Genomic DNA, 22,325 nt, shown 5'->3' on the forward strand with positions numbered 1-22,325 from the left:
AGTTGTTCCCGCAACTGCTTTTTTTGTTTTTAATCCACTTTTACTATTTCGCCATAAACTTTGAATTTTAGGTTTGTGATATAATTTATTTGTTCCAAAACATTTTCTAATGTCGCGTCCTTCTTGATGAATACCGTTAACGGCGTTGCTAATACGTGTTTATTATTATATTCAAATGAAACTCCGTATTTATATTGTAAAATTGTAATTACCTGTTTTAAAGTAGTTTGCTCTAGCGTAACATCTTCATTATACCAATTAACAAAAAAAGCTTTATCGGCATTCTGTTTCGTTAGTTTTTGGGCTTCAAACAAAGCTTCTTGATTCGGCACCAAATCAACGCTCTGCCCTTTTCCAGAAACATTTACTTTTCCGGTTACCACAATTACCTTACAGTTTAATTTTGATAATTGAATGTGAAATGAAGTTCCTACAACTCTCGTCTGTATTTCGCCAGAATGAATAATAAAAGGGTGTTTTTTGTCTTTAGCGACTTCAAAAAACGCATTTCCTTTTACTAAAGAAACCCTTCTTTGATCGCCTTCAAATTTTTCAGGATACTGAAATGATGAGTTTGCTGCCAGATAAATTTTCGAACCGTCACTTAATTGGATAGATTTGGGAATCGATGAAGTTTTAAATGTGATTTGTTTTTGGTCTAAAACATTTGGTCTCAAGAAAAATCCTAAACCAAGCAGAAAAAGAATGCTGGCAGCAGCTATATATTTTAAATAAGGACGGAAAGACCTCTTTCTTCCGATTCTTAACTGAATTTCATCGTACATATTCTGAGATTCGATTTCTGGGTTTCCCATAAAATCATTATCCCATTTTGATTTTTGATATTCGCTGAAAGCAAAATCATTTAATAAATTTTCTTCTGCCAATGAAGTTTTTTCTCGCGAACTTTTATCCAGCAGATATTCTAAACTATGTTTGATTCTTTTTATCATAATACTTATTGTTATAGATAAGTACTAGAAACTTGAAATCGTACTATCGCCAAATATTATGAAAACATCAAGCGAAAGTTATTTTAAAATTTTTGATTGAAAATAATGAATAGAGCTAGCCAAGCCAAGTCTTTTAAGCCTTCGCGAAGTTGTTTTACAGCCGATGAAATCTGATTTTTTACAGTTTGTTTAGAAATCCCAAGTTCGTCTGCAATCTGATCGATTGTCATATCTTGAAATTTATACATCAATAAAACTTCTTTTCTTTTCTCTGGAAGTTTGTCTAATAAGGAATAAAGCAGATCCATAACTTCTGGATCTATTGTCGAAAAATTGTCGATAATGTAGTCTTCGAATTTTTCTTCTAAAATCGTCTTATCAAAACGATTGTTCTGGTAATGTTTGAAAACCTGATTTTTTACTGCACGAAACAGAAAGGGTTCGATTGCATTAATATTCAGTTCTTCTTTTCTTTCCCATAAATCCACAAAAACATCCTGAACAATGTTCTGTGCCAAGTCTTTGTCCTGAGTCATCGTATAAGAAAAGGCATTGAGCTTTTTCCAATATTGGTTATACGTCTGTTCAAAAATTTCAGGATTATTCATACGGTAATTACAGGCTTTATACTGTCGTAAAATAATAAAATGAAAAGCCAAAGTTTTTTGCGTCAATGTTATCTTTAAATTAAAAAACAAACACATTTGATGTAGAAATACTACTTTTTTCGAGCAAAAATAGAAATGCCTTTGCGATTTCTTTTTGTTAAACTAACATCAAAATCGAGCATGACATTTAATTTAGTCACTTTCAAAAAATGGAATTTTCTTTTGATGCGTCCCAGTCAAACATTAATTACATTTTAGAATTATGAAACCATTCTTGTTCACTTTATTATTTGCCAGTACTTTAAATTTAAGTGCTCAAATGCAAAACGACAATCTGAAGATTAACCAAATTCAGGTTATCGGATCTCATAACAGTTATCGTCACGCGATCGAAACTGACTTATACAATCTTATTCAAGCTAGAGATACTTCTCGTTCGCTTAAAGGTTTACAATACACTCATATTAGCATTACCGATCAATTGAATAAAGGTTTGCGCAATCTGGAAATTGACATTTTTGCTGACGCGAAAGGCGGAAAATATGCGCATCCGAAAGGTTTGGACATTGCAAAATCTGAAGAAGCTTACGACCCAAACGGACTAATGAAAAAACCTGGATTTAAGGTTTTTCACATGCCAGATATCGACTTTAGAACTTCTGCTTATACGTTCGAAATCTGTCTTCAAGAATTAAAAAAATGGTCAGATGCCAATCCGAATCATGTTCCTGTTTTCATCACTTTAGAACCAAAAGATGGCGATGCCAATTTCTTCGGAACAAAACCAGAAGATTTTACAGCGACAGTTTTTGATGAAATGGATAAAGTTATCCGTAAGGAATTAGGAAAAGATAAACTGATTACGCCAGATATGGTTCGAGGAAAATATAAAACACTCGAAGAAGCGGTTTTGCATAACAATTGGCCAACTTTAAAAGAAGCCAAAGGAAAGTTTTTATTCTTATTAGATAACAACGGCGCAAAAAGAGATTTGTACGCATTGAATCATCCGTCCCTTAAGGGACGCGCCGTTTTTATTAATGCCGAACCCGGAAAACCGGAAGCTGCGACTTTATTTAGAAATAACTCCGAAGATCCACAAATAGAAAATTTGGTAAAAAAAGGCTATTTAATAAGAACAAGAGCCGATTCTGATACGAAAGAAGCACGTGCCAATGATTATTCTCATTTTGAGGCTGCTAAAAAATCAGGTGCACAAATCATCACAACCGATTATTATCTGCCAAGTATTTTCTTCAATTCCCCTTATCAAATTAAATATGATGATGGAAGTTATGTTAGAAATAATCCTGTGAATGTGCCTTAATTTTTAGCCGTTTTTTTAACGCAAAGAACACAAAGAGTTACGCAAAGTTCGCAAAGTTTTTTTTCTTAAGATTCTGCACAGCAAAAACAAAGTCCGCAAAGCTTTATCCATATAGTTTTTCAGATATAGCCTGCGGTTTCAACCGCAGGAACGCACAGAGAGGAATATACGTCATGTTCCCGCGGTTGAAACCGCGGGCTATGTTAAAAATTGAATTTGATATTTAAAAAATAAAATAAAATCTACAAAGCTTTGTGGACTTATTTATTTTATAAATCATACTCAAAATCTTTGCGCCCTTTGCGAAAAAACTCCGCGATCTCCGCGATCAAAAAATGATTCCTAATTTATTCAAAGTATAAAACTATGAATTCAAGATTTACAATAGTATACATAATATTGCTCCAAATTTTCTTCAATAATACAGTATCAGCACAAAAAGTAAAAAACCTCAACGGAACACAAATCGCATTTCTTTCAGATGTACATCTACAGGATTTATTCGGCAGTTTTTCTGACTCTGATTATAAAGGCGTTCTAAATCCGAAGACTGGAGAATATGTTTTGGTTCGAACCATGTCATCACAGCTACATTCTACCCGAATTTTCAATGAAAACTATTTTGCTTTTATAGCCGCTTTAGAAGATATCGCAAAACGAAAAATAAAATACGTAGCACTTCCTGGAGATTATACCGATGACGGACAACCCATTCACGTTCGCGGATTAGCAACCATATTAGAACAGTACACCAAAAAATACGGAATAGAATTCTTCATCACTACCGGAAACCATGATCCAGTTGGACCTTTTGCACAAGAATCAGGCAAAGAAGATTTCTTAGGAAAAGATGGCAAAAGTCAGCCCATTTTTAGCAAAGACGGCCTTTATAAGCCAAATTTAAACATCGAACAGCCGGTAGTTGTTACGGCCGATATTGCTAAAATGGGTTATTTAGGAATTACAAATCAGCTTCATGATTTTGGTTTTCATCCCAATAACAAATACAAATTCTGGGCAACTCCGTTTTCTTCTTATACAAGTGAAAACTATACATTCGAAAAGGCTCTAGAAAGTGCAAAATTGGAAAATCGTGTGTATGAAGTAGCGCAAGATTATGAAGTCCCAGATGTTAGTTATGTTGTAGAACCTATAGATGGACTTTGGCTGATGGCAATAGACGGAAATGTTTATATACCAAAGAAAAATGCTTCTGCTGAAAAAGATTCTAAGAATTATAACGAAGCCAGTACAGGTTATAACAATGTGCTTTCGAACAAAAAACATCTTATAAAATGGGTTGAAACTATTTCGGCGGAAGCCAAAAAGCAAGGAAAAACTTTAATCGCTTTCAGTCATTTTCCAATGATTGATTTTAATGATGATGCCTCTGCGGAAATAAAAGAATTGCTCGGTCCAAACAAATGGCAGTTAAATCGTGTTCCTGTTGAAGAAGTCGCACAAGTTTTTGCAGATGCAGGCCTTAAAATTCATTTTGGCGGACATATGCACATTAACGATACAGGAGTTAAAACTTCTGCAAAAGGAAACACTTTGGTTAATATTCAAACTCCATCGCTTGCGGCTTATATTCCTGCTTATAAATTATTGACTCTCAAAAAAGATAACCTTGTAGATATTCAAACCATTACTATCGATGATGTTCCGAGATACAACGAACTTTTTGATTTGTATAAAATGGAATATCAGTTTCTAGAAAGTCAGCATGCTCAAGACATTTGGAATATTGATATTTTAAAAACGAAAAACTATCATGATTTTACCGATTTTCATTTGAAAGAGTTGGTTCGACTTAGATTCTTAAAAGACGATTGGCCTACTGCTTTCAAAGATTTTATATTGAATATTTCTGCGAAAGATTTATTGGTTTTAGCCAATATGCAATCGGATAAAGATTTTGATTTTATTCTTAAAAACAAAGATCAATTTCTGAAAGAATGGAATGAAGCTGAAGCTAAATCAGAAAAAGTTTTAACTCATAACAATCTCAAAAAAGAAAATTTCAATTGGTCTGGTTATGATCTTTTGGTAGATTTTTATCGTTTTAGAAGTGCAGATGAATTGGCTTTAGCCGATGTTGGAATTCAAAGAGCAAAAGAATATAAAGTCTTGTCTCATTTATTTTTAGAAGGTACAAAAGCTGATCTTTTAAAAGACACTGCGCTGCAAAAACAGATGAAATTATTTCTTATCATCTTCAATAAATTCATGCATGAAGTTCCCGCAGATCATTTTACAGTTAATTTGAAAAATGGTACGATTAAGAGCGTGAAATGATTTTTTTCTGTACAGGATGCATTTTTTAACGCAAAGAGCGCAAAGGTTTTTCGCAAAGTTCGCTGAGTATTTTGAGTAAGATTTTACAAATCAAAGTTCGCAAAGCTTTATGTTTTTAGCTTTGCGAATTTTTTATTTTATAAAATTTAGCTTAAAAAAACCTTCGCGAACTTTGCGTAAAACCTTTGTGAACTCCGCGCTACAAAAAAAGGTCGTCAAAAAAATGACAACCTTTTCATCACATTAAAACCTAAAATTTAATGTATCTAAAACCATTATGGCAAATGGGTTATGATTATTTTTTAATAAAACGTCTTACCGTTTTAATTCCGTTTTTCTCAACTGAAATCAAATAAATTCCTGTTTTTAAAGTCGAAACATCAATACTATTATTATTATTTACGGTTTGAGAGAAAACAGTTGCACCGCCTTCTGTGTTGATGACATTTACATTTCCGCCAGAAACCTCTGTACTAAAGAAAAGCTGACTTTCGGTTGGATTCGGGTAAACTTCCAAACTCGCAATTGACTGTTCTGTACTTGTAGGAGCAACTTTTGCCGTAGAACCCGATTTAGTAATCTTAAACCAGTTTATATTAGCTCCCGAAGCCTGAATATAAATTCCGAAATTGTACGTTCCTGCATTTACATTTACAGTTTGCGAAATCGTCTGCCAATTCTGCCATCCTCCCGTATTAGGCACATTAACAGCTCCAAGCTGAATCGATCCTGCATTTAAATCAGAAGAAATTCTAGCTCCGTTGACAGCACTTGCCACTCGGTATTCAATTACATAAGATCCAGACGTTGGAAAATTGATGTTATAATACGCCATCCAGTCACCTGTATCGCAATATCCAACATTTAATCCACCGCCAGTATCAGTTGTCGGTTCTGTCTGAACACCGCTCATGGTATTGTAGTTTTCAGCCTGAATTGTAGTTCCAGTTGCTGGAGGATTACTTCCTGTAATGACTTGATTAATGGCATTCAACAATGATTTAGTTCCTGTTGCATCTTGAGATAGCTCCCAAATCATAACTCCTCCCGCATTTTGAATCGCAAAAGTTGTTTTTTGTTTGATCGTTGGAATTCCGTTATAATAAATCGTATTTCCAACCTGATCTAAGTTTTCAGCTCCTGGATATTGTGCTACAATATTTGCATAAGAAATTCCCTGATTGGCAGAAGCGCCAAAACCGTAGCCATAAAAAGGAACTCCGATAATCGCTTTGCTTGCTGGCAATCCTCTTCCTGTCCAGTAATTAAACTGATTTACCGCCATGCTGTAAGGAGAATGCTGACCCGGATTGTTTGGTGCCCAAGGCCCAGTTGCGTCATAAGCCATGATATTGATCCAATCATAAGCTGCAAAAGTAGATGAAGGTACATTGGCACCACCATATCCTTCTGAAAGCGCTGCTGAAATCAGTTTACCATTGGCATGCAATTTATTAGCCAAAGCAATTACAAATCCGCCGTAATCGCCATTAATTGCTGGACCTTCCAAATCAACGTCTACTCCATCAAAATTGTGTGCCACCACATAATCGTAGATTTTCTGAATAAAAGCCGTTCTGTTGGCTGGAGTAATTAAATTGAAATAATTATCGCGAATTGATCCGCCTTCTGAAACAGAACCTCCTCCAAGCGATACAAAAACTTTTACGTTTTGCGCGTGCGCCGCATTGATAATGGCATTACTTCCTGAATTAAAACTTAAGTAACCATTGGCATCAGGATTTTCGAACGCAATATTAATATGCGTCAATTTACTGTACTGAATTGTACTTGAAAAAGAATTTAAATCGATCCAATTTGGGACATAAGCAATAACTTTCTTTTGGGCTGTCAAAAAATTAAAAACACCCAGCATTAAAATAATCATGCATTTCTGCAGCATTCTTCGGTAATTGTTTTTCATAATAATTGTTTTAATAGATTAATAAACTCGTAAATGTTGGGACGGTTACTTGAGTTCTATATTCTGATTTTAGATTTCAGACTTTATATTTTAGATTTGATTTGTAATCTAATTTTCGCAGAACTAACACTACCTAAATTAGCATCTAAACTCTAAAGCCTGAGATCACTTTTTAAAACTATTTCTTTATGAATCGCTTGATTGTTTGTTTGCCATCTTTTTCAAGAACTATAAAATAAATTCCTTTTCTGAGGTGCGAAACATCAAAACTATTGTTACTTATTTTTTGAGAAACTACAGTAGCTCCTGTTTGAGAGTCTACAATTTTTGCTGTTCCTCCAGATAAATCTGTGGTAACATACAATGTATTTTCGACCGGACTTGGATACACATTTAAAACCGTTTCTTCTGATTCTTCTACTGTTTCAGTTGCAGCCATTCTTGCTGTTCCTGCCACTTTTGTGATTTTAATCCAGTTAATGTTCATTCCTGTATTCTGAATATAGATTCCGAAATTATATGTTCCTGCATTTACATTTACGGTTTGCGAAACCGTTTGCCAGTTCTGCCATCCTCCTGTATTCGGAATATCAACATTTCCTAAAACAATCGCTCCAGCATTTAAATCTGCAGATAATCTTCCGCCAGTAACAGCGCTTGCTACTCGGTATTCAATTAAATAAGAACCTGTTGTTGGAAAATTAATGCTGTTATACGCCAGCCAATCTCCCGTTTCTGCATAACCAACATTTGATCCGCCACCTGTATCTGTAGTTGCTTCTACTTGAATTCCGCTCATGGCCGAATAATCTTCTGCTTGAATCAATACTGAAGTTTGTGAGCTTGTTGCGGGAACTAATTTCCATTGTCCGCAAGTCTGATTGTTATTATCCCACTGCTGAACAATCGCTCCAGAAGCAGTACTTGCTCCTGCTACCTCAACAATTCTTCCGCTGTGACGGGCAACAATTTTATAATAGCCATCTCCTGTAGAAACCAAAATAAACTGCTGATTTGTTGTTGCATTGTATGGATATTGCTCTACTCTTGCGCCATTGGCTTTATTGAAATTATTGATATCCATTGACATGCCACTATGATTGGCAATGATTTTATACATTCCGTCGCCTAAATGCGTAAAAGTAAATTTCTGATTGTTTCCAGAATTCAAAGCGCCCTGATTGATTCCTGCTCCATTTGACATGCTTGAATTCCAAACGTCCATGTATAAACCGCTATTTCTGTTTTGAAGAAAGAAAGTTTGGTTTCCTAAAGTTGCCGTTCCGTTTGCAATAATTCTAATCGAACTCACTTTATCATTCCAAGTCGTATTCAAACAAGAATTATCAGAATTGATTACGGTTGAAGCGCCTCCAAAATTATCATCTTGATATAAAATCGCTTGATAACCTTGAGTAATTTTAAGTGAAGAAATATCATCGTTTAAAACTCCTAAAGAATTCAAACGAGCCAAATTGTAATCTCCAATCGTTAATCCGCCTGAGAATCCTGTGTAGTTGCAATCTTTGTAAACTGTAATAACATCTGTTGTAGCTGGAACCGAAGGCGTTGTAAGTCCGTAATAACCTCCAAACGTTGCAATAACTTTGGTTGGCTGTGGCGAATGAAGCGACGGCGACTGATCTGCAACATCATCATAAGCAAATCCGTAAGCTAGATTATCAATATTAATTCCTGGCAAATGCCAAAATTTAGAATAATGATTAGTTGGGTTTGTCTGATAATATTTTGATGCATCGTACCAATTCTGCTGACCCGGATTTGCCGTTGTAGTATTCACAACATGTCGATTAATTGCGGCTGTCAATTGTGCCTGAATAACTAGATCCAAATCTCCGTCAACCAATCTTCTATCCAAAACACCTTTTCCTTCAAGAGCTTCTTGTGTTGTTGGTCGGTTTTGAACGCGTCCAGTTCTTCCAACAAAAGCTCCAGACTGTCCCACCATTTCTAATTGCTCACCAATAACTCTTCCTTTAAAAACTCCTGCATCTCCTGCATAAAATATTAAATCTTCATTTTTGTATTTATTCCAAATGGCATCAATGTAAGATTTTAAATAGTTTTCATACGGTCCTCCTTGTGCATAAGCTGGAGTTTTTGATGGCGCAGTAATTTCTCCCGTTGCATCGTTTACACAACCTTGAAATTCTGCTGGAACATTCGCTTTAAAAGCGGCAACAATATCAGCGTGTTTTTTCAAATCGCCTACTTTCTTTTGATAGCCGTTAGCGCCAAATAATTCCAATCCCATTGGATATTTGTATGAATCTACTCTTGTCGGATTTCCGAAGAAACCGTATTGATTATTAGTCAATTCGATCATTTCATACAAAATTTCCTGATTTGGATCTGTAGCATTCTGCGGATTTGGCGATGCATATCCTGAAGGCGCTCCGCTGGCACCGAAAAAGTAAAAATACAATTGTGAGCCTTTAGAAATAAAAACTCGGCACCCCGCAATTAAAGGTAAAGTGAAGGTTTTGTTTGGAATCTCACTCAGTTTGGTAAAACAGGCTGCATATTTTGAGTTTTGTCCCGGACCTGTATTTCCACCATAAGTTGGTCCTGTAACGGTATTGTAAGAAGCACTCATTGGCAAAACCTGACTTGTTTTGGCATTTACCCAAACATGGTTTCCTGTGGTATAGTCGATTCCGACAATCGCCACATAAAGATCGCTATCTGCGAAAGTGGAATTATTACTAATTGTAAATGGCACAGGCCCTTGAGCATGCGTCAGGCTTGAAAACACTAAAAAAAGTGCTGTCAGTAAAGAAAATCTTTGAAGTCTAATTTTTTTCATATTTAAATAATTTGGGATTAATAAATAGATTTTAAACCAAAGCCATTTTCAAATTAATGACTAAATAATCCGTTAGGTGCAATTGGCATTTCATTAAATTGCACCCAACGGATTTAAAAAATTACTTCTTAATCAGCTTCTTAGTCCAGCTTTTTTGATCTGATTTGAAGTTTAGAATATAAATTCCTCTGCGAAGTTTACTTACGTCAATTACGCTTTCATTTCCTTGAGGTTTGTTTTGTAAAATCAAAGTTCCTGTGTTATCATAAATGGTAATGACTTTATTGTCTAAGTTCTCAGGAGATGAAACTTGAACATAATTATTCGTCGGATTCGGATATACTGCAAAAACAGTTTCTTCCGTTTGAGGTTCTTCTTCAACATTCAAAGCCATTCTAGCCGTTGACGAAGATCCGTAAGCTTCAATTTCATACAATGAATATCCGTAAGGAGCCAAAGCTTTTGCTGTACATAAAATACGCAGATATCTTCCTGTTCCACTTACCGCTAAATCATCAGTTCCGCCATCGCTTGCTGTTTGTGTATTGATAGTTTCATTTTCTGTGAAAACATTATCTGTCGACAGCTGTACTTTGTATTGAGTCGCATAAGCGGCTTCCCATTTTAATACGACACGATTAAGCGTATAATTGCTTCCTAAATCTACATAAATCCATTCCGTAGCATTGGCAAAAGAGCTTGCCCATCTTGATGCTGTTGCGTCTCCGTCAGTTGCTTTACTAGCAGAAAGCGTTACATTTTCTTCTGTAGATGCCGTTGCAGTTTTTCCTAAAGCTAAATTCACATTCGGGTTTGCAGTAATATTTCTAACCGTTACATCGCTGAAAACTCCTGTTGCTAATGTTCCGTTAGCGTGAGATGTAACTGCCATTCCCACATAAATTGTATTCGCCATTGCAATTGTTTTTGGCGTTCCAACTTGTGTCCATGTAGTTCCGTTATCAGAAGCATAAGAAGTAAATACATTTCCAGATCTTACCAAACGAACCCATTTTGGAGCAGCTCCTGTTGTAACCGTAGCAGTTGTAACTCCCGAAATAGTATCACGAGTTAAAAATTCAATTCCTGCCGCAGCACTTGCATCTGTCATAGCATGTTTTGAAGTCGCTGTAAGCGTTTCACGAAACATTACACCTGCCTTTGCATACGTGTTAGTGTTGGTTAATGAATTTACTTTAGCAATAATTTCGGCATCTCCAGTTATAGACTGATTTACAAACTGAAACTGATCGCTTGTGTCCCAAATATCGTTTCCTGCTCCTTTGATAGTATAAGTTCCGCTTGAGTGTGTCGCTTCTCCCGCTGGCGTAACAGCACCTAAATCTGTACTAATCCAAGGTGAAGGCAATCCTGCTGGAGTTTCTGTAGAGACTAAATTTAAAGCTCTTAAATTGTCAAAATAATAAGTGTTTCCAGAGTTAGTTCCTGGCTCAAACAAGAAAACAAAACGGTTTACATCAGTATCTGCAGTAGACGCATCAGGCGTGCTTACATACGTAAAAGTAATGGTATGCCAAGCATTGCTTTGTTTTACAACTCCTTGATAAATACTGTGTCTTCCAACAGGATAATTGGACGGAACCGAAGCGCTGCTTTCTGCCTGCCATGAAATGATTGATCCAACTGGTGCAGAAGTATACACATCCATCGCGAATTTTTTTGTTCCCGCTTTAAAATCTCCAATGTTATTTAAAGTCGTATTGAATGAGAAGTTATCATACAATTCTGTTGACTTACGAACGTATTTTCCAACATTCGAAGAAGTATTGATTCCGCTTGCATTTGGATTTGCTGTGTTTGCTGTATAAGTTCCAATTGCATCTCTAAATGTAATATTGTGAATTGTTTGATAATCTTCATACACTACACCTGCCGTAAAAGTATCTGGAAGTTTGGTTGAGCCAATTCTGATGTTATCAAAATAGTACGTATCATTTGTAAACGATCCAGAATTAAACAATAAAACCATTTGGTTCACTGCTAAGTTTGAAGTTCCAGCATCCGGACTGGAATTATAGTAAAAAGTTAATGTTTCCCATTGATTTTGTTTGGTTGTAATGGCTACGTAATTACTATTTCTTCCTGTCGGATAATTTGCTGGAAGCGAAGTCGCGCTGTTTTCAAAATTCATGCTTACAACCGTTCCAATTGGCGCCGTTGTATACACATCAATCATGATTTTATTAGTCTGATTTTTAAATAAACCAGCATCTTCAATAGAAGTTTGTGTATTAAAGAAAAGCACATCGTACTGTTCTGAAACATTACGAACATATTTTGCCACATTTGCGGAAGAGTTAACCGAATTTGAACCCGGATTTGCCACAACAGAATATGTTCCAGTTGTAGTTCCTTTTATGATTTTGTTGGCTCCATCATAGTTTTGCAGAACATCTGTTGCAATAATTGGTTTTTCTGGTGCTGCTTTTGTCAGTAGATTGTCAAAATAATACGTTGCTCCAGAATTTGAATTTGATTCAAAAAGAATTACAACATTATTAATTGCTAATGCACTTGTATTCGGATCGATTACTTTTTCGAACTCAAATTCAATTGTTTCCCATTTATTCTGAACCGTTGTTGTCGCTTTAAAACCACTATGTCTTCCTGACGGATAATTGGTTGCAGTTGTTACATTGCTATTTTCCAACTGCATCGAAATTTTTGTTCCAACCGGAGCCGAAGTATAAATATCAAACGACAATCTTTTTCTTCCGTAAACATAATCATTCGCATTCGTGATGGTTACGTTTCTGATATTCAAAACATCGTATAATTCGCTTGAATTTCGAACATATTTTCCAACCAAAGCCGATGTGTTAATTCCTGTGGCAGAAGGATTCGCAACAGCTTCTGTCAAAACTCCCGTTTTTACTGGATACAATACATTTCGATTACTTTGAAAATCTTCATGTATTTTTTCCACTGGCAATGCGGGTTCAGTTGCAACCGTCAATTTATAAGTATTAACATTACAACCTGAAACTGTTGCAGCTACAGAAACATCTCCTCCAGAAGTTCCCCAATTTACGGTAATCGAATTTGTTCCCTGCCCTGATGCAATTGTTGCTCCCGCTGGAACAGTCCAGTTGTAGGTCGCCCCCGCAATTGCATTTACAGAATAGGTTTTACTAGTTTCATTTTGGTACACTTTGTTATCGCCTGTTACCGCATATTTAAAACTCCCATCGTAAACACGAACATAATCGACTTGTAATTTAGCTGGGAAATCACTCGGAACTGGCGCTACTCCAGCTCCATTTACACTAGTGTAAGGCGTTCCTGCACTACCAACAGCAAGGTTTAAAATAATATAAAACTGACTATCGTTAAAAGGCCATCCGCCATTAACTGTCGTATTTGGCGTTGCTGTATGAAACAAAACATCATCAACAAACCATTTAATATAATTTGGTCCCCATTCTACTGCGTAGACATGAAAATCTGATGATAAATCTGTTGGAGAACTATAGCTTCTGCCCGTAAAATGATATCCGTTTCCATCATAATGAATCGTTCCGTCCACAGATTGCGGATTTCTGTGTTTGGCTTCCATAATATCAATTTCACCAGTATACGGCCAGTTTCCATTTACAGGAAGCATCCAAAAAGCTGGCCATGCTCCTTGTCCGTTAGATAACTTCATACGGGCTTCTACTCTACCGTATTTTAAAGAATACTTTCCCTCTGTAGTCAGTTTTGAAGAAGCATACGGCTGATCTGGAAATGAAGCATTCGGCTCATACTTCGCCTGAATGTTCAAATAGCTGTTTGTTCCTTCTTTTACAATTGTCGCCTGATTCGGGTCGTAGCGCTGTGCCTCAGCATTTCCAAATCCGCAAAGTGACGGACAACCGTTTCCTGAAATGCTCTGCCATTTGGTTAAATCTACCGTTGTGCCATTAAATTCATCAGACCAAACGAGCGTATTACATTGGGCATGAGTTTTAAGAAATGGCAGCATTAAGAATAAAACTGCAATACAAAATTGTTTAAATAAATAAGAATTGCTTTTCGGTGGTCGGCCGAAAAAAAAGTCATTTTCCTTCATTTTTAAATAGGTTTTAGTTAGTAAAATATTATTTCTTCAACAAATACTGCTTTATTAAAAAACAGATTTATTTTCCGACAACAACAGGGCAATATTAACTAAAAAATCAGGCTAGACTTACATTTTGGAGTACGGTTTGACTACGGTACTATCGAAGAAATGTAACAAATCATCGATGAAATGCATAAAATCACATCAGATTTCACTTTTACGAGAAAAATTAAAAATTAAGAATGAATTCGGTGATATTAGTATCTGACGGAAGCTGTAATTTTTTGCGAATGCGATAACGGGTATCTTCAACTCCTCTAACCGAAATTCCTAAAAGCGGTGCAATTTCTTTTGTATTAAAGTTCATTCTCAGATAAGCACACAAACGCATATCACGAGGAGTCAGTTCTGGATAAGTCGATTTTAACCGCTGCATAAAATTATCGTGCAATTGATTAAAGATTTCTTCAAACTCATTCCAATGTTTGTCGCCCTGCAATTCGTGATCAATCAATTTATTGATTTTTGTCAGCAGACTGAAATTTACATTCGGATCATTCTTCTTATCAATCTGTCCGATTAATTCTTTTATCGAAAGTAAAATTTCATTTAAATGAATCAAATTGACTGTATTTGAAGCCACTTTAGCATTTTTCAGATTTATAGTTGTTTGAAGATTCTCGCGCACAATTGCCATATTTTGCTGTTCAAATGTCAGTTTCTGTTCATTAAGTTCTGCACGGCTTCGAAGCAATTCTTTTTCCTGATTCTCTATTAATTGACGACGCTGACGCCCAGCAACCGATTTCTGATATCTAACAATTAAATAAATTACAATACTATAAATCGCGAAATAAAATAAATAAGCCCAAAAAGTTCTATACCAAGGCGGTAAAACTTTAAAGTGAAAAACGGCTTCTTCGCTCACTACATCATACATGTTTTTTGCCCTTACATGAAAAACATATTCGTTTTCGGGCAAATTGGTATATTCTTTTTCTGTCTGAAGACTATAATCTGACCAAGTTGGTTCAAATCCTTCCAGCCAATATTCGTATTTTGTTGCATCTGCATCCTCAAAACAAAGCGATGCAAAAGAAAAATGAAGCGCATTATTAGAATACGAAAGTACAGTCGAAAGTTTATCATTTACCGATCCTGTTTTGTTTGGGAGCACATCGTAACGGCTGGAATACAGTAGACTGTCTTTCGGGAAAATACATTTTACTTCAGAAATAACGGCTTTATACTTCGTTTGATATTTCTTGTTTTTAATTGCGCTGTAATGAATTAATCCTTCTTGTGTTCCAAAGAAAACGTCGCCACTTTCTGTAGTCTGAATATTTTCAAAACCAGGAACATACAAATACCCAAGTTTTCGAAAAGGAAGTTCTTCAATCTTAAAACTTCCATTTTTCAGCTTATTCATTTTCCCCGTATTTTCACCAGAAATGTACCAGATATTATCCTGATGATCCTGTTTTAATAATCGAATATGGCTATCCAATCCGAGATACTTTTTAAACACTTGATCTGGAATCATTTTTTTTGAAGATAAATCCTGCCTGTAAACGCCTTTTGTCGTTCCAAACAAAATCTGATTTTCAATTTTGAATGCATTCAAAAATAAACTCGAAGGAAATCCATTTTTGTCATTATAAAACTGAATATCAATAACGGAATCAAAAGCGGCATTGAATTTTAGTTTGTAAATCCCTTTGTATCCGTGCGCGATCCAGATATTTCCCTGTTTATCGGTTTCCATAATTCTGCTGCTTTCTGCAAAACCTTTTATACGATGCTGAAAAACCCAAGAACCATTTATTTTCTTCAAGAGATATAATCCCGTATAACCGCCAACAAGCAATAAATTAGGATGATTCGGAATTAGAATTCCCTGCCAAGCGCCATCAATTTTGGCTAACGCTTTCGCGGAATTTCCACTGATTTCGAATATTCCGTTTTTTTCAAAAGCCAACAACGAATTTCCAAAAACGCCCACATTCCAAACCATTTCAGACATTCCAGAAATATGCTGAAAGGTTACGTTTTCTCTTTTTCCACTTTTATAAGCTTCCCAATTTAGCCAAAATAAGCCGTTGTCTGTACCGATATACAATTTATTTTGATAAATCTGACTGCAATAGATTTTGGTCTCAGAATTAGTGCCATCAATAATTTTTGACAAAGGAGAAGAAATCTGAATTAACGAAATTCCACCTTTAAGTGTCACCCACAAATTTCCTTCTTTATCAATTTTAAAATTCGTCACATATTCATTCTGAAGTCCCATTTGTTTATCAATATGCTGAATCAAATGTCCTTCACCATCTATAATTATTAACCCCGATTGGCGAGTCCCAATTCCGAAATATCCATCAGAAAGCTGAATTCCTGCCGAAATCTGATTCTGTTTTAATAAAAGATCAACTTCAGTTACAAATGGTTTTATTTGATTTTCATTAAAAGTAAAAAGACCATTTTTTTGAGTAAATAGTAAAAAACCACTTTCCGTTCGAAAGATCTTTCTAACCTGCATCCCTATAAATTTCTGACCATTTTCTACCGGAACTAAAGCATTATTTTTTAGTTTTAATAATCCTTTTTCGTTATCCGAAACATAAATATCTTTTCCAACTTCGAAGAAATCATCAAAAGCTATTTTTGCATTTATGACCCTGATTCTATTGTTCTTAAAAATAAAAAGTCTTTCATAGGAGAAAAAAACAACTTCATTATTTCGAATAACGGTATGAAGCACATCTCCAAAATTCCGAGCCGATTTAGGAAGCAGTTTTACCAAGGAAGTATATTGATATTGCCCATTTGGAAGCTGAATTACAAAGCCAAAATCGCCTTGAGCGCCAACATATATTTTATCATTTTGATCAATTGCCATAGAACGAACCATACTGCGGTTTTCTGGCTGTGTCACAATCGCCCAACGCACACCATCGAATTGCATGATTCCGAAATGATTGGCAAAAAACATCATGCCTTTAGAATCTTGTAAAACATCCCAATTCTCTGATGCTGCTTTATAAGTTTTCGGATTATAATTGGCTATAAAAGGAACTCCAATCTTTTTGATTTGAGAATTGATAACCAGAGAAAATAATAGGAATAGAAGTAAAATTCTAGTTTTAAATTTCATCATTCTGTAGCAGTCTGTAGGTTAGTTTTGTGATTTATTTTGAAATCACAATTTGGAAAAATGCTTCTTTGGGAAAAGTCATTTTCTAGACAAAAACATTCTTCGCTTTTAAATGTATCAATAACAATTATTCATTATTATTAAAATAAAAAAGAGAATACTTAAACTCAAATATATAAAATTTTATTTTAATGCAACAAATTACATTTTAATAAGAGAATTTGATAATTAGAAAATGTGACGATTAGAAAATTAAACTTTGTCAAAGTGCAAAAAGATGTTCTTCATTCCGTAGGAATGTCTGGTTGGTAGATTTTCGAATTAGATTCAGAGTTACACGTTCCGTAGGAACGTTTGAACATACGTATAACATTCATTACGCAAAAACAGGTGTCCCTATAGGACACTATGCAAATGCGTTTTTATTTTTCTACCGACCAAATATTCCTAACGGAATAATTTAATCGTAAAAACAAACCCGACAGGTTTTTAAAATCTGTCGGGTTTAATTTAAAACATGAAACCTAAAACCTAAAACTTAAAACCTGAAACTTGAAACTTGAAACTTGAAACAAAATAAGTACATCTTAAAATCCAAGTTTCTCGCTTAATTCTTCATACGAACTAAAAAGCTCCGCTCCTTCTTCTTCTAAATCTTCATTATTAAAACCATTTGCAAAACCATAAACTTTAAATCCGCCGCTTACTCCTGCCTTCACGCCAGCTTTACTATCTTCAACCACGACACAGTCTTTTACCTCAAAACCCATTGTTGCTGCCGCATGAAGAAATATTCCAGGTTCTGGTTTCCAGCTGCCAATTTGATATGAACTGAATATTTTATTTTCGAATCTATCCAACAATCCCGCAACTTCAAGATTTAAACGAATTTTATCTACGGGTCCGCTCGACGCAACGCAATACGGAATCTTCAATTTTTTAATATTTTCGATAAAATCTACAATGCCTTCCATTGGTTTTACCTGAGTTTTAAAAGCCTCAAAACTCTTTTCGCGATATTCTATTTCAAAGTTTTCTGGAAGTTTTTGATCAATTGCTTCTTCGATATGCCTGAAACAATCTTTTAGGTTTCGACCGTTAAAATGTCGATAAGCATCTTCCAATTCCATTTCAAATCCATGTTCCTGTGCCATAGATAGCAATATTCCGTTACCTATTTTTTCTGTATCGACCAAAACTCCGTCACAATCGAAAATAATACATTTAACCATTTCTGTTGATTTTCATTTATTTATATAATCTCCCGAAATCAAAATCAGGAAATGTAAATTACAAAAAATAATCCATTTCATTTTCAAAGCTTTTCTGTTCATTTTCAAACTTCTGTACAGAATTACTCCTATTCTGTATTTTCGATTCCGTTTTGATTTGTACTTTTATAATCCTATCAAACCTATTTTTAAAATATTAAAACCCACAGAATTTTGAAAAAACATCTTTTTATCATAACCATTCTGACAGCCAATTTTGCTGCTTTTTCTCAGAATAAAACCATCACTATTACCAACCATTTAAAAGTTGACAGAGAATTTGAAACCATAGAATTAACTAAAAAATCTCTTGGATTAGCTGCCAATGCTAAACTCGAAGATTATGTTGTAAAAAATGGAAATGCATTTTTAGAAACTCAAACTGTAGATAATGACGGTGATGGAAATGCAGATTTACTTTTATTTCAGCCAAAAATAAAAGCTTCATCAAAACAAGATTTTGAAATTTTAGTTGGAACAAATCCTTCTGCCTCAAAAGTTGTTAGTTGCTATTCTCGTTTTGTTCCAGAACGAACAGACGATTATGCTTGGGAAAACAACAAAGTCGCATTTAGGACTTACGGTCCTGTAGCTCAAAAAATGGTGGAAGATAAAATTCCAGGTGGAACTTTAACCAGCGGAATTGACGCATGGTTAAAAAGAGTCGATTATCCGATCATTAATAAATGGTATGAAAAAGCTACCAACGGAACTGGAACGTATCATAAAGACACGGGAGAAGGTTTGGACAATTTTCATGTAGGTGACAGTCGCGGTGTGGGTGGAATTGCAGTAAATGTTGACGGAAAATATTATTTCTCCAAAAATTTCATCAGCTGGAAAACTATTACAACGGGTCCAATAAGAACGAGTTTTATTTTGACTTATGCAGATTGGGATGCTAAAGGCAATAAAATCACAGAATCGAAATTAATCAGTTTGGATTATGGTTCTCAGCTTTCTCGTTTTGAAATTCATATTACCGGAACTAAAGAAATTGCTGCTGGATTAACGCTTCATGATAAAAAAGGAACTATTGGAACCAATGTAAAAGAAGGCTGGTTGAGCTACTGGGAACCTATCGATGATTCTGAAATCGGAATTGGTTTAGTGGCTCCAAAAGGTTCATTAATTAGCTTTGATAATCACGTAACAGACGAAAAAGATTTAAGTAATCTGTACGGAACTATTTCAGTAAAAAACAATAAAGCCATTTATTACGTTGGTTTTGGATGGAAAAAAGGAAGTCCGTTTCAAACCAAACAGGAATGGGAAAAATATTTGAGTGCTTTTGCTGAGAAGATTAATAATCCTTTGGTTGTGAAGGTTAAGAAGTGATATTTTTGCCGCTAAGACGCTAAGATGCAAATTTTTTTTAAATATAGCCCGTGGTTTCAACCACGGGAAACGAATTGATATTATGCATTGTGTTCCCGTGGTTGAAACCACGGGCTATGTTTGAAATATATTTATCTTCTAGTAGGAAAATAATTCTCCTTCAAAATAATCTCTAACGGAATATAATGCGTCTTTTCCGTTTCTTCTTGAAGCACCAGTTTTTTATACAAATAATTGATTCCCAAATATCCCTGCTCTTCTGGTCTTTGATTAATTAAAAAATCGATTACGCCTTTGTTTAGATATTCTATATTTTCTTTCAGCAAATCAAAACCAATTATTCGAACGCCTTTTATATTGTTTTTATTTAAAAACTCAGCCACAATATAAGCTCTGGAATTGGGTACAAAAACACTGTTTATTCCCGAAAACATTTCCAAACTCAATTGATCAATTCCAGAATCTTTTAAAGTAAATTCTGAGAACTTGAAGTTGGTCAATTCGTTATGATCTTCAAAATAGGAATAAAATCCTTTAATGCGTTGTTGGTAGACAGAAGTACTTTCAATTTCACGCGTTATTTTAAAAATTAGAACCTGTCTTTCATTTTTCACAGCAAAACTGATTAACCTTCCCGCTAAATAACCGCTCTGAAAAGCGTCTTGCCCAACATAAGCATGCTGGTTTTCTTCAGAAATATTCGAATCGATCATCACAACCGGAATATTTTTCTTTTCGTATTCTTTTAAAAACCGAACCGAATCATCATAAAAGATTGGAGCAAATAGCAAACCGTCGCATTCAAAATGCATTACTTGTTGCACCGTTTCTTTAAAAGACACCACATTATAATCGTAGAAAAAATAATCTAACACGATTCCGAATTTGCTGAACTCCAAAGCCGCTTTTTCAATACCATCTGCCTGACTTTTCCAATACTCTAAAGTTTCAGATTTTGGAAGAAAAACAGCAAAATGAAATTTCTTGTTTAGCGCCAGATTGCTTGCCAGAATATTTCTCGTATAACCAAACTCTTCAATAATGGCATTCACCTTATCAACGGTTTCCTGCGCCACTTGTCCACGTTTGTGTATGATTCTGTCTACTGTTCCAGCAGAGACATTCGCTAATTCGGCAATTTTTTTTATTGTTATGATATTGATTCTTTTTAAGTTAAAAATATAAAAGCAGTGCGGTAAAATTAATTTATTTTGTCACAAATAAATTGTTTTGCATCACATTTTGCATACATTTGTAGAATTACCGTGTACGCACACGCAAATATACACATAACATCAAAAAACAAAAATAAAAACCGTACAAAATGATAATAGACTCATTACATAATGCAGCAAAATATTACGGTCTGCATCCAAATTTCAAAAAAGCGTTTGATTATGTAAACCAAAATGATATTGCCAATCTTGAAGAAGGAGCTTATGAAATTGGTGAAGGTCTAAAACTAATTGTAATTGTTGGCGAAGGAAGCACTAGAGAAGAAAGCATTAAAGGTTTTGAGTGCCACGACAAAAACATCGATATCCAAATTTCTATAATTGGTCCAGAAACATTTGCATGGAAACCTAGAGAAAAATGCATCAGTCCAAATGGTGATTACAGCGACGAAAGAGATGTTCGTTTCTTTCATGATAAACCCGATATGTTTTTTGAAATCAAAGAAAATCAATTTACAATTCTGTTTCCAGAAGATGTTCATTCTGCAATGATTGGAAGCGGACCTTTGAAAAAAATTGTTATTAAAGTAAAAATAGAATTATGAGTACCATTCAGAATTCCATAGAGGTTATTTTAAAACAAGGAATGCTTCCCCTCTATTTTAATGCCGACGAAGATAAAAGTGTTGCTATTTTAAAAACGCTTTACAACACCGGAATCAGAGCTGTAGAATATACAAGCCGTGGCCCTGAAGCACTTTCAAACTTCAAAAAATTAGTTGAAATAAGAAATGCTGAAATGCCTGAAATGCTTTTAGGAATTGGAACCATCAAAAATTTAGCGCAAGCAGAAACTTATTATTTAGAAGGAGCTGACTTTTTTATAAGCCCAGGATTTGTTCCTGAAATAGCTTCGTTTCTAATTGCTAAAGAAGTTTTATATGCTCCAGGCTGTATGACTCCGACAGAAATTATTGCGGCTGAAAATGCTGGTGTAAAATTCATCAAGCTTTTCCCAGGAAATATTTTAGGGCCTGACTTTATGAGCGGTATCAGAGATGTTTTTCCAGATTTAATTTTTATGCCAACTGGAGGTGTTGACACGACTCGTCAAAGTATTGAGACTTGGTTTAAAGCGGGAGTTTCTGCTGTTGGAATGGGAAGCAAATTAATCAGTAAAGAAGTAATGCAATTTAATGCTTACGAAACAATCGAAAAAGAAACTAAGAGGGTTTTGGAACTGATTGAAACTATCAGAAAATAAATTCCAAATTTTAAAACCCAAATTCCAAAAACTCAGTTTGAACTGATTAGACTAATTAAAAAGTAAAAATTAATTATACAAAAATGTGCTTTATTTCCAAATTGGAATTTGGAATTTAAAGTA

At 34.9% G+C, this 22,325-nt stretch carries 13 protein-coding genes; 5 read left to right on the top strand and 8 right to left on the bottom strand.

Features of this window, described 5'->3' with window-relative positions; genetic code table 11:
• Nucleotides 1-29 precede the first annotated feature (29 nt).
• Complete coding sequence (locus ABXT06_RS10050; protein ID WP_354590642.1) at nucleotides 30-953, bottom strand: FecR family protein; 924 nt, start codon at nucleotides 951-953, stop codon at nucleotides 30-32.
• Nucleotides 954-1,036: 83 nt separating this feature from the next.
• Nucleotides 1,037-1,561, bottom strand: a complete 525-nt coding sequence (locus ABXT06_RS10055) for an RNA polymerase sigma-70 factor (RefSeq protein WP_354590643.1) — start codon at nucleotides 1,559-1,561, stop codon at nucleotides 1,037-1,039.
• A 262-nt stretch (nucleotides 1,562-1,823) separates the two neighbouring features.
• Here ABXT06_RS10055 and ABXT06_RS10060 point away from each other — a divergent pair, with 262 nt between their 5' ends.
• Both ABXT06_RS10060 and ABXT06_RS10065 read left to right on the top strand, forming a co-directional pair.
• On the top strand, nucleotides 1,824-2,888 hold the full coding sequence (locus ABXT06_RS10060; RefSeq protein WP_354590644.1) for a phosphatidylinositol-specific phospholipase C1-like protein: 1,065 nt from the start codon (nucleotides 1,824-1,826) through the stop codon (nucleotides 2,886-2,888).
• 366 nt (nucleotides 2,889-3,254) lie between these two features.
• Nucleotides 3,255-5,186, top strand: coding sequence for a metallophosphoesterase (locus tag ABXT06_RS10065; protein ID WP_354590645.1), 1,932 nt, complete (start codon nucleotides 3,255-3,257; stop codon nucleotides 5,184-5,186).
• A gap of 295 nt (nucleotides 5,187-5,481) precedes the next feature.
• Here ABXT06_RS10065 and ABXT06_RS10070 read toward each other — a convergent pair whose 3' ends face one another.
• From ABXT06_RS10070 to ABXT06_RS10090, 5 genes are all read right to left on the bottom strand, one after another.
• On the bottom strand, nucleotides 5,482-7,110 hold the full coding sequence (locus tag ABXT06_RS10070) for a glycosyl hydrolase family 18 protein (protein ID WP_354590646.1): 1,629 nt from the start codon (nucleotides 7,108-7,110) through the stop codon (nucleotides 5,482-5,484).
• A 178-nt stretch (nucleotides 7,111-7,288) separates the two neighbouring features.
• Nucleotides 7,289-9,937 carry a beta-1,3-glucanase family protein gene (locus tag ABXT06_RS10075; RefSeq protein WP_354590647.1) on the bottom strand — a complete coding sequence of 883 codons (2,649 nt, stop codon included), beginning with the start codon at nucleotides 9,935-9,937 and terminating at the stop codon, nucleotides 7,289-7,291.
• 121 nt (nucleotides 9,938-10,058) lie between these two features.
• Complete coding sequence (locus ABXT06_RS10080) at nucleotides 10,059-14,009, bottom strand: family 16 glycosylhydrolase (RefSeq protein ID WP_354590648.1); 3,951 nt, start codon at nucleotides 14,007-14,009, stop codon at nucleotides 10,059-10,061.
• A gap of 220 nt (nucleotides 14,010-14,229) precedes the next feature.
• Nucleotides 14,230-17,157: a triple tyrosine motif-containing protein gene (locus tag ABXT06_RS10085; RefSeq protein WP_354590649.1), complete on the bottom strand. Its 2,928-nt coding sequence runs from the start codon at nucleotides 17,155-17,157 to the stop codon at nucleotides 14,230-14,232.
• 584 nt (nucleotides 17,158-17,741) lie between these two features.
• Nucleotides 17,742-18,386: an HAD family hydrolase gene (locus ABXT06_RS10090; protein ID WP_354590650.1), complete on the bottom strand. Its 645-nt coding sequence runs from the start codon at nucleotides 18,384-18,386 to the stop codon at nucleotides 17,742-17,744.
• 213 nt (nucleotides 18,387-18,599) lie between these two features.
• Between ABXT06_RS10090 and ABXT06_RS10095 the strand changes: the two genes are divergently transcribed.
• Complete coding sequence (locus ABXT06_RS10095) at nucleotides 18,600-19,763, top strand: BT3233 family polysaccharide utilization protein (RefSeq protein WP_354590651.1); 1,164 nt, start codon at nucleotides 18,600-18,602, stop codon at nucleotides 19,761-19,763.
• A gap of 131 nt (nucleotides 19,764-19,894) precedes the next feature.
• On the opposite strand, the gene ABXT06_RS10100 is transcribed toward ABXT06_RS10095, so the two are convergent.
• Entirely contained in the window at nucleotides 19,895-20,965 is a 1,071-nt protein-coding gene (locus tag ABXT06_RS10100; protein ID WP_354590691.1) for a LacI family DNA-binding transcriptional regulator, read from the bottom strand.
• 122 nt (nucleotides 20,966-21,087) lie between these two features.
• On the opposite strand from ABXT06_RS10100, the gene ABXT06_RS10105 reads away from it, so the two are divergent.
• Both ABXT06_RS10105 and ABXT06_RS10110 read left to right on the top strand, forming a co-directional pair.
• Nucleotides 21,088-21,543: a NanQ anomerase/TabA/YiaL family protein gene (locus ABXT06_RS10105; protein WP_354590652.1), complete on the top strand. Its 456-nt coding sequence runs from the start codon at nucleotides 21,088-21,090 to the stop codon at nucleotides 21,541-21,543.
• The gene (locus ABXT06_RS10110; RefSeq protein WP_354590653.1) at nucleotides 21,540-22,202 is read left to right on the top strand and encodes a bifunctional 4-hydroxy-2-oxoglutarate aldolase/2-dehydro-3-deoxy-phosphogluconate aldolase; all 663 of its coding nucleotides are present in this window, start codon (nucleotides 21,540-21,542) and stop codon (nucleotides 22,200-22,202) included. The genes ABXT06_RS10105 and ABXT06_RS10110 overlap by 4 nt, the downstream gene beginning before the upstream one ends.
• The last annotated feature ends 123 nt before the right edge of the window (nucleotides 22,203-22,325 follow it).

The sequence above is a fragment of the Flavobacterium sp. UW10123 genome (assembly GCF_040538975.1).
GTDB lineage: Bacteria > Bacteroidota > Bacteroidia > Flavobacteriales > Flavobacteriaceae > Flavobacterium.

Excerpts from the sequence above, each read along its gene's own strand:
- ABXT06_RS10065 (WP_354590645.1), top strand. The coding sequence starts at position 3,255 with ATGAATTCAAGATTTACAATAGTATACATAATATTGCTCCAAATTTTC.
- ABXT06_RS10070 (WP_354590646.1), bottom strand. The coding sequence starts at position 7,110 with ATGAAAAACAATTACCGAAGAATGCTGCAGAAATGCATGATTATTTTA.
- ABXT06_RS10090 (WP_354590650.1), bottom strand. The coding sequence starts at position 18,386 with ATGGTTAAATGTATTATTTTCGATTGTGACGGAGTTTTGGTCGATACA.
- ABXT06_RS10075 (WP_354590647.1), bottom strand. The coding sequence starts at position 9,937 with ATGAAAAAAATTAGACTTCAAAGATTTTCTTTACTGACAGCACTTTTT.
- ABXT06_RS10105 (WP_354590652.1), top strand. The coding sequence starts at position 21,088 with ATGATAATAGACTCATTACATAATGCAGCAAAATATTACGGTCTGCAT.
- ABXT06_RS10060 (WP_354590644.1), top strand. The coding sequence starts at position 1,824 with ATGAAACCATTCTTGTTCACTTTATTATTTGCCAGTACTTTAAATTTA.
- ABXT06_RS10085 (WP_354590649.1), bottom strand. The coding sequence starts at position 17,157 with ATGATGAAATTTAAAACTAGAATTTTACTTCTATTCCTATTATTTTCT.
- ABXT06_RS10055 (WP_354590643.1), bottom strand. The coding sequence starts at position 1,561 with ATGAATAATCCTGAAATTTTTGAACAGACGTATAACCAATATTGGAAA.
- ABXT06_RS10050 (WP_354590642.1), bottom strand. The coding sequence starts at position 953 with ATGATAAAAAGAATCAAACATAGTTTAGAATATCTGCTGGATAAAAGT.
- ABXT06_RS10080 (WP_354590648.1), bottom strand. The coding sequence starts at position 14,009 with ATGAAGGAAAATGACTTTTTTTTCGGCCGACCACCGAAAAGCAATTCT.
- ABXT06_RS10110 (WP_354590653.1), top strand. The coding sequence starts at position 21,540 with ATGAGTACCATTCAGAATTCCATAGAGGTTATTTTAAAACAAGGAATG.